This is a genomic window from Roseateles sp. SL47 (assembly GCF_026625885.1).
Lineage (GTDB): Bacteria > Pseudomonadota > Gammaproteobacteria > Burkholderiales > Burkholderiaceae_C > Roseateles.
The window spans coordinates 222,549-234,612 of the sequence record NZ_CP113068.1 but is presented as its reverse complement, the minus strand read 5'-3'; the positions used below and the strand labels follow the sequence as shown (position 1 = coordinate 234,612).

General features: G+C 67.0%; 11 protein-coding genes. 5 read left to right on the top strand and 6 right to left on the bottom strand.

Annotation, left to right across the window (positions count from 1 at the left end; translation table 11 throughout):
* The first annotated feature begins 15 nt into the window (after positions 1-15).
* The 5 genes from OU995_RS00890 to OU995_RS00870 all read left to right on the top strand — a co-directional run bounded on the left by OU995_RS00890 (position 16) and on the right by OU995_RS00870 (position 4,874).
* Positions 16-282: a BolA family protein gene (locus tag OU995_RS00890; RefSeq protein WP_267833467.1), complete on the top strand. Its 267-nt coding sequence runs from the start codon at positions 16-18 to the stop codon at positions 280-282.
* A 94-nt stretch (positions 283-376) separates the two neighbouring features.
* Positions 377-1,045 (top strand): ATP phosphoribosyltransferase, encoded by a 669-nt coding sequence (gene hisG, locus OU995_RS00885; protein WP_267833466.1) that lies wholly within the window; start codon positions 377-379, stop codon positions 1,043-1,045.
* 23 nt (positions 1,046-1,068) lie between these two features.
* On the top strand, positions 1,069-2,388 hold the full coding sequence (gene hisD / locus OU995_RS00880) for a histidinol dehydrogenase (RefSeq protein ID WP_267833465.1): 1,320 nt from the start codon (positions 1,069-1,071) through the stop codon (positions 2,386-2,388).
* A 227-nt stretch (positions 2,389-2,615) separates the two neighbouring features.
* Positions 2,616-3,215 (top strand): exonuclease, encoded by a 600-nt coding sequence (locus OU995_RS00875; protein WP_267833464.1) that lies wholly within the window; start codon positions 2,616-2,618, stop codon positions 3,213-3,215.
* Positions 3,216-3,488: 273 nt separating this feature from the next.
* Positions 3,489-4,874, top strand: coding sequence for an MFS transporter (locus OU995_RS00870; protein WP_267833463.1), 1,386 nt, complete (start codon positions 3,489-3,491; stop codon positions 4,872-4,874).
* 36 nt (positions 4,875-4,910) lie between these two features.
* On the opposite strand, the gene OU995_RS00865 is transcribed toward OU995_RS00870, so the two are convergent.
* The 6 genes from OU995_RS00865 to OU995_RS00840 form a co-directional block, all read right to left on the bottom strand.
* Positions 4,911-5,570, bottom strand: a complete 660-nt coding sequence (locus tag OU995_RS00865; RefSeq protein ID WP_267833462.1) for a hypothetical protein — start codon at positions 5,568-5,570, stop codon at positions 4,911-4,913.
* Positions 5,571-6,058: 488 nt separating this feature from the next.
* Positions 6,059-6,964, bottom strand: a complete 906-nt coding sequence (locus OU995_RS00860; protein ID WP_420714911.1) for a ZIP family metal transporter — start codon at positions 6,962-6,964, stop codon at positions 6,059-6,061.
* Positions 6,965-7,142: 178 nt separating this feature from the next.
* Entirely contained in the window at positions 7,143-8,531 is a 1,389-nt protein-coding gene (locus OU995_RS00855) for a class II fumarate hydratase (RefSeq protein ID WP_267833460.1), read from the bottom strand.
* Positions 8,531-8,968, bottom strand: a complete 438-nt coding sequence (locus OU995_RS00850) for a hypothetical protein (RefSeq protein WP_267833459.1) — start codon at positions 8,966-8,968, stop codon at positions 8,531-8,533. The genes OU995_RS00855 and OU995_RS00850 overlap by 1 nt, the downstream gene beginning before the upstream one ends.
* A gap of 282 nt (positions 8,969-9,250) precedes the next feature.
* Positions 9,251-10,459, bottom strand: a complete 1,209-nt coding sequence (locus OU995_RS00845; protein WP_267836416.1) for a DUF1501 domain-containing protein — start codon at positions 10,457-10,459, stop codon at positions 9,251-9,253.
* 26 nt (positions 10,460-10,485) lie between these two features.
* Positions 10,486-12,051, bottom strand: a complete 1,566-nt coding sequence (locus tag OU995_RS00840) for a DUF1800 domain-containing protein (protein ID WP_267833458.1) — start codon at positions 12,049-12,051, stop codon at positions 10,486-10,488.
* Between the last annotated feature and the right edge of the window lie 13 nt (positions 12,052-12,064).

The window sequence follows — 12,064 nt, the reverse complement described above, 5'->3', positions numbered from 1 at the left end:
GGTAAACTCGTGGCCATGGCTGACCCGACCCCCTCCGAAGTGCAAAGCTACATCGCCCAGGGCCTTCCCTGCACCGAACTGCAGGTGGAAGGTGATGGGCGGCATTTCTTTGCCACCATCGTTTCGGCCGAATTCGAGGGCCTCAGCCGGGTGCGCCGCCATCAGCGGGTCTACCAGGCCCTGGGCGACCGCATGCGTGAACAGATCCACGCGCTGTCCATGAAGACCCTCACTCCCGCTGAATGGGCCCAGCAGGGCACCGTCCTGCATCACCATTCCTGACAGCCACCCAGCTCTGAACAGCGGGTGGCGGTGTGGCGCCGTCCGGTGATCCCGCTGCCGTCCCGCTGAACCCAACGTTCAACGAGGACACCGCATGATCACCCTGGCACTTTCCAAGGGCCGCATCTTCGAAGAGACCCTGCCGCTGCTGGCCAGTGCCGGCATCCAGGTGCTGGAAGATCCGGAGAGTTCCCGCAAGCTCATCCTGCCCACCAACCAGCCCAAGGTCCGTGTGGTGCTGGTGCGGGCCACCGATGTGCCCACCTATGTGCAATATGGCGGCGCGGACATCGGCGTGGCGGGACGCGACGTGCTGATCGAGCACGGCGGCGTGGGCCTCTACCAGCCGCTGGATCTTCAGATCGCCCGCTGCCGCATGAGCGTGGCCGTGCGCGACGATTTCGACTATGCCGGTGTGGTGCAGCAGGGGTCCCGCCTGCGGGTGGCCACGAAATACACCAGCATTGCCCGGCAGCACTTTGCCGACAAGGGCGTACACGTCGACCTCATCAAGCTGTATGGCTCCATGGAGCTGGCGCCGTTGACCGGCCTGGCCGATGCCATCGTCGACCTGGTCTCCACCGGCAGCACGCTCAAAGCCAACCGGCTGGTGGAGGTGGAACGCATCATGGACATCTCGTCCCGCCTGGTGGTGAACCAGGCCGCGCTCAAGCTCAAGCGTGAAATCCTGAAACCCATGATCGACGCGATTGCTGCTGCGGTGGCCGCGCCCGCACCTGCTACCGCCGGCCGCCACGCCTGAGTTCTGGAATCCTGGAGTTCCCCATGCTGAACCTTCGTACCCTGCACACCTCCGATGCTGACTTCGAGGCGGCCTTCCGCCAGGTGCTGCATTGGTCCGCCGAGACCGATGCGGAGATCGAGTCCCGCGTGGCCGACATCCTGGCAGCGGTGCGTCAACACGGGGATGCGGCCGTGCTGGACTACACCGCCAGGTTCGATCATCTGCAGGCGGCTTCGGTCGGGCAGCTGGAACTGACCCGCGACGAACTCAAGGCCGCGTTTGAAGGCCTGCCGCCGGCGCAGGCCCAAGCGCTGACGCAGGCCGCCGAGCGGGTGCGCCACTATCACGAGCGCCAGAAGAAGGCTTGTGGTGAAAGCTGGAGCTACCGCGATGAAGACGGCACGCTGCTGGGCCAGAAGGTCACGCCGCTGGACCGTGTCGGCATCTATGTGCCGGGCGGCAAGGCGGCTTATCCCTCCAGCGTGCTCATGAATGCCATTCCGGCGCAGGTGGCTGGCGTGCCGGAAATCATCATGGTGGTGCCCACGCCGCGCGGCGAGAAAAACCCGCTGGTGCTGGCCGCCGCTTATGTGGCGGGTGTGCATCGCGCGTTTACCGTGGGCGGCGCGCAGGCGGTGGCTGCATTGGCCTATGGCACGGCCACCATCCCGCGGGTGGACAAGATCACCGGCCCGGGCAACGCCTACGTGGCCAGCGCCAAGAAGCATGTGTTTGGTCAGGTCGGCATCGACATGATCGCCGGCCCCAGCGAAATCCTGGTGCTGGCCGATGGCACCACACCGCCGGACTGGGTGGCCATGGACCTGTTCAGCCAGGCCGAACATGACGAACTGGCGCAGAGCATCCTGCTGTGCCCGGACCTGGACTACATCGGTCGTGTGCGGGAAGCCATCGAACGCCTGCTGCCGGGCATGCCGCGCCAGGCGGTGATCCGCGCTTCGCTGGAAGGACGCGGGGCCCTGATCCATACCCGGTCGATGGAAGAGGCCTGCGAGATCAGCAACCGCATTGCGCCGGAGCATCTGGAAGTCTCCAGCAGCGATCCCCATCGCTGGGAGCCCTTGCTGCGCCATGCCGGCGCGATCTTCCTCGGCGCCTTCACCAGCGAATCGCTGGGGGACTATTGCGCCGGGCCCAACCATGTGCTGCCGACCTCCGGCACGGCGCGCTTTTCCTCCCCGCTGGGCGTGTATGACTTCCAGAAGCGGTCCAGCCTGATCGAGGTGAGCGAAGCGGGCGCGCAGGTGCTCGGGCCGATCGCGGCGACGCTGGCGTACGGTGAAGGTTTGCAGGCGCACGCGCAGGCGGCCGAATTCCGGCTGCGCAAGGCCGCCGACTGACGATCGGCTGAAGCCCGGACCTGGGGGGCTGCCCAGGCCGCCTAGGTGGATTCGCAGCGCGTCTATGCCACGGGTCGGCACGGGCGGGGGAGCCATCCCGCGCGGCGTCAGCGTGCTTGCGCGAATAGGCGGGAAGCCCGAAGCAGGGGGGGGCGTAGTTCAGGTGACAACAGTGAGGTGTCAAGACAAGGCTGCGGGCGCGGCGACCTCCGCGCACAATCCAGGTCATGAACGAGATCTACCTCAGCACCGACGTTGAAACCGATGGGCCGATTCCGGGCCCGCATTCGATGCTCAGCTTCGGCACAGCGGCGTACACCGCCGACAAGCAACTGATCGGGACCTTCGCGGCGAATCTGGAAACCCTGCCTGGCGCCACCGCTCATCCGCAGACGGCCGCCTGGTGGGCCACGCAGCCCGAGGCTTGGGCGGCCTGCCGAACCGACCTGGAAGCACCCGAAGCGGCCATGCGGCGCTATGTGGACTGGATCGCCACCTTGCCCGGCAAGCCCGTGTTTGTCGGATATCCCGCAGGTTTCGACTTCCTGTTTGTCTACTGGTATCTCATCCGCTTCACGGGCCAGAGCCCGTTCAGCTTCTCCGCGCTGGACATCAAGAGTTACGCCATGGCGGTGCTGGGCACCCCCTTCCGCGACACCACCAAACGCCGCATGCCCAGACACTGGTTCGACCGCTTGCCCCATACCCACGTGGCACTCGACGATGCCATCGAGCAAGGCGCCCTGTTCTGCAACATCCTGCGCGAGAACCCTGCGCATGCCGTGGCCTCTGGCAAGCAAGGTCCGGCCCCGACCTCTGGCCCTTGAGCTCCTCCGCTGCCTCTGCCGCCGACTGCGGCAGCTCTCAGCGGCAGCTCTCAGTAGCCGCTCTCAGCGGCCGCTGAGTGAGGCCAAGGCGCAGCGGAAACCTGGGCGATGAACAGCCCCTCAGACGGCTCAATTGATTGACCTTGTCAACGGTCGCGCCTAAGCTGACCGTCTTTCCGACAAGACCCGATCACGTGGCCGGCGGGGTCGTTCCCTGCACGCCGCCGCGGCCAACACCCCCCCCAAATGTCTCTTGCTCCCCAAAGCCGCCGGATGACGCTTGCCATCGCGGCAGTGATGTTCATGCTGGTGCTGGATGGCTCCATCCTCAACACCTCGTTGCCGGCCATTGCTGCCTCGCAGGGGGTGCCGCCGCTGGCGCTCAGTGCCGTGGTCACCGCTTATCTGCTGGCCGCTTCGGCGGTGTTGCCCTTGTCCAGTTGGCTGGGCGAGCGGCACGGGCTGCGCAAGATGTTCTTGATCGGCGTTGGTGTGTTCACGCTCGCCTCCTTGTTGTGCGGCCTGGCGCAGACGCCGGCTCAACTGGTGCTGGCCCGGGTGGTGCAAGGCATCGGGGGTGGCCTGTTGCTGCCCCTCGGGCGGACCATGGCACTGCGTGGTGCAGGCAAGCAGGACATCGTTGGCATCCAGGCGCTGCTGGTCTGGCCCGCGCTCTTCGGCCCGGTGCTGGGCCCGCCGCTGGGCGGGCTGCTGAGCACCTATGCGTCCTGGCGTTGGAACTTCCTGTTGAACGTGCCCATCGGCTTGATCGGCATGCTGCTGCTCTCGCGCTGGGTGCCGCGTGATACGCCCGGCACGCCACGCCCCTTCGACCTGATCGGCTTCATCGGGGCTGCCGGCGGTCTGACGCTGTTCATCGGTGGCGTTGAATGGGTGTCACACGACGTCGGCGCGGCACAGGGGCGGCTGGCACCGTGGGCTTGTGGGCTGGCCGGTCTGGCGGTGCTGGTCTGGACGGTGCGCCATCTGAGCCGGGCGAAGCATCCGGTGGTGAGCCTCTCGCCGTTTGAGCAACACAGCTTTGCCATCGCCACCACCGGTGGCACCCTGGCGTCCACCGCCATCCAATCCACACCCTTTCTGCTGCCCTTGCTGTTCCAGCTGGGCATGGGCAAGGACGCCGTCAGTGCCGGGGCCATGCTGCTTCCCTACTTTGCGGCCAATCTGGGCATGAAGACAGTCACCACGCCCATCCTGCATCGCTTTGGATTTCGCCGCGTGATGATCGGCGCCGGGCTGATCAGCGCATTGAGCATTGCGGCGTTTGCGCTGGTTGATGCGCAGACGCCCTGGGCGCTGTTGATCGGCCTGCTGATCGTGAGCGGTGCCTCTCGCTCCATGTCGATGACGGCCATCAACACGCTGGCAGTGTCGGAATTGCCTCAGCATCAGTTGGGCGCGAGCTCCACCCTGGCCGCCATTTCCAGCCAGGTGGCGGGTGCCATGGGTGTGGCGGTGGGTGCGCTGGTGCTGGCCGTGATGGCCCATCTGGGCGGACGGGAGCAACTGGCGGTGAGTGACTTCTCGGCCGCCTTCCTGGTGGTGGCGGCCTTGAATGCGCTGGCGCTCTTGCAGTTCCGGCGCCTGGCGCGCAATGCTGGGGCGGACATCCTGCGTCCGAAGGGAGCACGGACCTGATGGGGCCATCACGCGCCCCAAGGGGACCTGAGCCGTTCAGTGCTCCGACTGCAGGGCTTGCTCCCATAACGGCCGTGCGGCCTCAAAGATCGAGCCGGAGCCCAAGGCGGACGGGTTGCTGGCCAGTCGCAACCAGGCCAGCGTGTCGTGATGGTCGCCAGGGATGTGGTCGCGGCTGCGTTCGGACATCAGCCATGCGTGCAGCGGCGCATACAACTCCGCATGCTGCTGGCGGGTCCAGGCCAGTGCCACCAAATCCCCGTAGCCCTCTTCACGGCGGGTGGACTTCATCGAACGATAGGCTTCCTGCAGTTCGGGGCTCAGCCCTTCAGGAATTCCACTGGCGCTGAAGCCGGCCGGCAGACCGAACCAGGCCCCATCCAGATAACGGCGGCAATGGCCCAGTTCATGCGCCGCCATCAGCTCCAGTGCGGGTTTCTCCAGCCCCTCTGGGATACGCGCCAGCGTGGCTTCACCTTCCGGATTGCCCCGCAGGCTCAGCACCAGCTTGCAGCGACCATTCACAAACCCCAGCGCCAGCGGGGAGGCGTCCGGCGTCTCTTCGGCACGCACGGCAATGTCCAGGGGCAGGCCGCTCTGGCGAGCCTGGTGAATGACAGGGCCCATGCCGTTCACCCATCGCTGCTCCAACGGGCTCAGTCCGGCGGCTGTCACCGGCTGCGACAGGGTCATCATCAGGGCCGCTGCCGCCAGGCACACACCAGACGCGGCCTGGAGAATGCGGAAGGGGGCGCCACCGGACCGGCACAGCGCTTGTGGCGCGATGGATGTCCTGGATGCGCGCCAGACGCTCGATACGGTCGGAGCATTCGGTACGTTCGGAGCGTTAGGAACGTTGAGAACGTTGAGAACCTTCAAGGGGCTCAACAGGCTCGATAGGCGCTGCGCACACAGCGGCCATCGCCCCAAGGCGGATGGGTGCGCGGTGCCCCGGACTGGCGTGGAGAACATCTTCATCGCGGCTCGACCTGCATCTGTGGTGCGAGCCTTGATGGTGAAGCCCGGCAGGCGCTTGTGCGCGGCGGCCACCGCCACAACAGCGAAGGAGCTGTGAAGTGATGCGCGCGGAGGGCGAGTGATTCATCCGATGGGCCCATGCGCGCCGGCCGGCCTGCTTGTCTCACCGCCGCTGAGCGCAGCGGATTCCCGCCTGTCGAACGCGTTCAGCCGAGCGCGGTGTCCAGCACCATCATCATGGCGAAGCCGAGCATCAGCCCCTGGGTGGCCCAGCGTTCATGGCCCTTGCGATGCGACTCGGGAATGATCTCGTGGCTGATCACAAACAGCATCGCCCCTGCCGCAAAGCCCAGGGCCCACGGGAGCAGTAGCGGCCATTCCGACACCACCCAGGCCCCCAGCACCGCGCCCACCGGCTCGATCAGTCCGGAGGCCGCGCCCAGAGCCAGCGCCTTTGCACGTGCATATCCCACGCTCATCAACGCGACGGCAATGACAAATCCCTCCGGCAGATCCTGGATGGCAATGGCCAGGCTCAGCCCGGCGGCGGCCACGGCATCATTGGCCGCAAAGGCCACGCCCATGGCCAGCCCTTCGGGCAGGTTGTGCAGCGTCACGGCAATCACGAACAGCGTGGTACGGCGCAGCCGCTGCGTATCCATCCCTTCGCGCCCCTTGATGAAGTGCTCATGAGGCAACCATCGGTCCAGGGCCATCAGCGCCCAGGCGCCCGCCAACACGGCCAGGGCCACCATCAGCGCTGCGGCGGTAGGCCCGCCACCGCTGGGCAGCACGGCCTCACGTGCCGCCGCCAGACCCGGCAGGATCAAAGAGAAGGCACAGGCGGCCAGCATCACACCGGCGCCAAAACCCATCAGGCCATCCTGCGCGCGGTCGCTGAGGCTGCGCGTGCCAAGCGCCGGCAAGGTGCCCAGTGCGGTGGCCGCAGCCGCCAGCAGACCCGCCTGGAGCGCCATGCCGATGACCGAACTGCCACCACCGCCCGGTGACAGCGCCCGCCAGCCCTGGTGAAACAGCAGCCACGCCCCGCCCAGCAAAATGATGGCTCCGAACAGTCGGCGCACGTTCAGCGCGTTCGGACCGCCAGCCATGAGCCACCGGCTCTGCCCGCTGAGCCGGTTCAGGCGGCCCGGTGCGGCCAGGCCATCCAGCGCATTCGGCTCATCCGGTCCTGACCGCGCCGCTGGCGCCGACGGCCACCGCGCAGGCCGTACGGGCCGGACTGCCGTCACCTCCGGACTCCCCCCGGACGGAGCGGCGGTGGCGCTGTCAGAGTCCGCCATGGGTCAGCTTGGATGGGTCCAGCATCTGCTGGAGCGTACTGCGGTCGATCTCGGTCATCTCCGCCGCCACGTCCAGGACGGGCCGGTTTTCCGCATAGGCTCGCTTGGCGATGGCGGCGGCCTTCAAATAGCCAATCTCGCGATTGAGCGCCGTCACAAGGATCGGGTTGCGCGCCAGGGCATCCTGCAGGCTGGCGGTGTTGACCCGGAAATCCTTGATCGCCTGATCAGCCAGTGCCCGCGAAGCGGTGGCCAGCAGGGCGAGGCTGTCCAGCAGGTTCTGCGCAATCAGCGGCAGCATCACATTGAGCTGGAAATTGCCCGACTGGCCCGCGATGGTGATGGCCGCGTCGTGGCCGATCACCTGCGCGCAGACCATGGTCACCGCCTCCGGAATCACCGGATTCACCTTGCCCGGCATGATGCTGGAGCCCGGCTGCAGCGCATGCAGTTCGATCTCCGCCAGGCCGGCCAGCGGGCCGGAATTCATCCAGCGCAGATCGTTGGCGATCTTCATCAGCGTCACGGCCACGCCCTTGAGCGCACCGGACAGTGCCACCGCCGTGTCCTGCGCCGACAACGCGGCGAAGAAGTCCGGCGCCGGCCGGAACGTGAGCCCGGTCAGCCCGGACAACTCCTCACAGAAGCGCTGTGCAAACTCCGGATGGGCATTGATGCCGGTGCCGACCGCCGTCCCCCCCTGCGCGAGTTCGCACACGCTGGGCAGCAGCGACCGCAACTGCGCCCGGCGTGCATCGATCTGCGCCAGCCAGCCGCCGAGTTCCTGACCCAGGCGCAACGGCATGGCGTCCATCAGGTGGGTGCGGCCCGTCTTGACGTGATGGCCGTCGCTGGTGATCTTCTCCTGCAGCACCTGAGCCAGATGGTCGAGCGCAGGTAGCAGTTCGCCCTGCAGTGTCTGCGCGGCGCTGATGTGCAGCACGGTCGGGATGCTGTCGTTGCTGCTCTGGCCGGCATTCACATGGTCGTTCGGGCTGACCGTGGTGCTGTTGGACAGCAGCCGAGTCGCCAGCGTGGCCAGCACTTCATTGGCATTCATGTTGCTGCTGGTGCCGGAGCCGGTCTGGTAGACCTCCACCGGGAAATGGCTCATCAGATCAGCGGATTGCAGCAATTGCGCGCTGGCGCGGTCGATCGCCTGCGCGATGTCTTCCGGCAGTTGACCCAGGCTCAGATTGGCGCGCGCGGCGGCGGCTTTCTGCTGCAGCAGCGCCCGCACAAATCGCTCCGGCATCGGCTGGCGGCTGATGGCGAAGTTGTTGACTGCACGCTGGGTCTGGGCGCCATACAGGGCTTCGACCGGCACTTCGATCTCGCCCATGCTGTCACGTTCAATGCGGGTGGTTGGCTTCATCAGGATTCCTTCAACGGACTGTGGCTCAGGCACCACTGGAAGCGCTGTACACGCGCTGCCAGGGCCTCATCGGTGCGGGCCAAGGCCACCAGGGCGGCCAGGGGCCGCTGGAGCTGGTCAAGGCAGGCCCAACGCCAGTGCCAGGGTAGCAAGGGGTTGTGGGCCGCGCCGTACAGCAGCCGCAAGGCCTGCTCCTGAGCGGGGGCAGGCGTCAGCACGCCGGCACCGATCAATTGCTCCGTGGCCAGCTGATGCTGCCGCAGCAGTGCGGGGTCGTCGGGCGTCAGGCCGCAGGCAATCTTCAGCCCCATCCAGCGCAGGCACTCGACGCCGGGATGGTCCGCCGCCGTGCAGGTGCCGTCATCCGCCCGTGGACCGGCCGGAAACCCTCCCGAATGGAAGAGGGGTGTTGTCGGGGTGGGGATCATCGACGGCATGGCGACTCCTGGCAAAGACAGACCCGGATGGTTCCGGCGGGCAAGGCTGGCGGAGCGCTGGCTGGGAAGACCACCGGTCGGAGGGCGTTGTGCTGCTTCAGGGCAGTTGACGCGCCCGCCGACCCGGTGGGGTGATGAGCATACTAGATGAGAATTGCTCGCATCTGCAAGCGGCTTTTGGCTTTTATCAAGGGAGGCCCTGGCGGGCTGCGGGCACGCTGACAGGCAAACGGAGCGGTGCCCGGGAGTTCCAGGGAAGCAGCCGCCAGCGGGCGAGGACGCTCAGATCAGCGCCAGATCGCGCGGGGCGGCCGATGGGAACACGCGGGCCAGTGCCGCATTGGACAGACCAAATTGCCGCTGCCAGAGGCCGCCGAGCACCGCCCGGTAGTCGTTGAGTACCGGATAGTCGCGGTTCTGGAAGAGGGTGGTGGCGGTCAGGGCGACCTGCTCACCCACCACGGGCCCGCCCTGGCGCGCCAGGCCACCGCCCAGCAGCCAGTAGACGCTGCCATGGCCATGGTCAGTGCCCCGGTTGCCGTTCTCCCGGAAGGTACGTCCGAATTCACTGATCACCATCACGGTGGTCTGCTGCCACAGGTGGGGGCCCAACTCGTCGGCAATGGCCGCCAGGCCGCGCCCGAGTTCCTCGAACCGGGACGCCAACGCACCGGTGGCACCGCCCTGATTGACATGGGTGTCCCACCCCCCCACGTCGATGAAACCAAGGCTGAACCGGCCTCGCATCAAGGCCGCAATGCGGCGCGCCTCCAGTTCAAAGCCCTTGGCCGGGATGGCATTGCGGCCGGCGGCATCCATGTCCTGCTTCAGCCGCTCGGGAGAGAGGTCGCGCGCCAGTTCTTCCCGCAGGGTGAGCCCTTCCTCCACATTGCCGGCCAGCGCCTGGCCTTGATACATGCGGCTGATGAGGTCCCGGCTGCGCGGGTCCACCGCCGGTTTGGCGGTGTTGCGCAGGGCGGCATTGGCAATCCGCGCCGGTCCCCGGAAGGCGATCGGCAACTGGTCGGTGAAGGACAGGGCCTGCTGAGCGTCCAGCTCGGAGGCCAGCCGGTTGAGGAAGCCGGAGTTGTAGTCCCGCGAGCCGGTGAGCGGCTGGCCCATCTCGATGCTGTCCTGCGTTTCGAAGTGGCTGCGGGTGAGGTCGTCGGTCCCGGCGAACGGGATGAAACGTGCCTGGCCCGCCAGCATCAGCGGATGAATGCTTTTGCGCAGGGCGGGATGCAGGCCCCAGTCGGTGTTTACCGGCAGCGCCGTGTCCGCGCCATCCCCCGGGCGGGCAATGGCAATGCGGGGGCGCTGCTCGTAATAGAAGCTGCTGGAGATGGGCACCAGCAGATGCGTGGCGTCGTAGCCGCCGCGCAGAAAGACCAGCAGGAAGCGCGGACGGTCCTGGCCGGCGGCAAACAGCCGTGCACCGGACAGGCCCAGCGCACCGGCGGTAGCGGCCTGCAGCAGTTGGCGGCGATGCATCAGGGTCATCGGAGGGCTCCTGGCGGTCAGCGGTACATGAAATCCGGGCTCGACAAAAACAGGCTGAGCCACTGCTGGGCCGAACCCGCCTGTGCCAGCGCGTCCCGTGTGGCGGGCGCCAGCATGGTTTCGGTGCGGGTCTTGAGCGGCTGCAGGTCCGGCAGCGGCACCGGGGCATTGCTGCCTTCCGGGCGGAACAGGGCGGCCGCGCCGCCACCCATCTGCCGCGCCAGCTCGAAGCGCGTGGTCATCTGGCCGGGGCTGTTCCAGGCTTCGGCGGTCAGTGGATAGCCGTCCGGCGTCTGCTTGTCGTAGAGGCCCTGGCCCAGCCGCTTCAGCCAATTCTGCAGGGGCTGGCTGTTCACCATCGGACGCCCCTCGAAACCGGCGCGTAGTCCGGAGAGCAGATAGTGCTGCGGGTCTTTGAACTTGGGCGGCGTGCCCGGAGCGATGAAGGCGGGCGACAGCAGCAGCGGCCGTAGCGTGGCCTTCACATCGCCCCGGCTGCGTTCGAAGGTACGGGCCATCTCGTCCACCAGTGCGGGCGGTGGTTGGTCGCTGAGGAAAAAGATGGCCAGCTTGCGGCTGATGTGGCGCGCCGTTGCCGGCTGGGCCACCAGCAGGTCCAGCACCTCGTCAAGTTCCTCGGCGCCGCGGCCTCGAATGGTGCGGCCCAGCACCTGCTTGTCGCCGAAGTCATGGCGGGCCGGATGGAATTCGAAGAAGCCGTCGCGTTGATACAGCGCCGCCTGCTTGGGATTCACACGCGGCGCGTCTTCTTCCAGCCGCACGCCAAAGCCGGTGAGCACCCGCGCCAATTCCTGCACATCACGCTGCGTGTAGCCGCCGTCCACTCCCATGGTGTGCAGCTCCAGCAGTTCTCGCGCGTAGTTTTCGTTGATGGCGCGGGCGGCATTCTGGTCGTTGTCCAGATAGCGCAGCATGGCCGGATGCCGCGCCACCGCACCGAGCATGAGACGGAAGGAACCGAGCGTCTGCGGACGCAACGCCCGGTCTTCATAGTCGGGCAGCAGCAGGGCCACGTCCCGCTTGGCCTGGTGGACATTGAAATGGTTGAACCAGAACCAGGCCATCTGCTCCAGCAGTTGCTGGTCCGAATACCACTGCCGGATCAACTGGCGCTCGCCCGCTTCCCGCACGGCCGATTGACGCGCCGCCTGATAGGACTGCCGCAGCGCCACGCGGTTCGCCTCCGAAGGGTCCTTGTCGGCGTTGCGGCGCAGCGCCTCGGCCTCACGCACGCGAGTGATGGGGTCGGTGCGGCTGATCTGAAGCGCGGTGATGGCGGCCTGATAGGGGGCGGGCAGCGGCAGAGCCGGATCCGCCTTGAGCTGGTGCTCCACATATCGTGGCCAGCCCACCCGTTCGATCACCGACAACTGCGCCTGGGTCGCCCCCCAGCCGATGCGGTCCGCAGCGCGCTGGCGTTGTGCCGCATCCATCGGAGCGGTGGGAGGTGGCGTGACGCAACCCGACAGCAACAGCGCGGGCGGCACGCCCGCCGCAGCCATGCCGGCCAGGCTGGTGAGCCACTGCAACGAACGGCGGCGGGACAGTGTCAGCTTTGACATGATGGGCACAGCA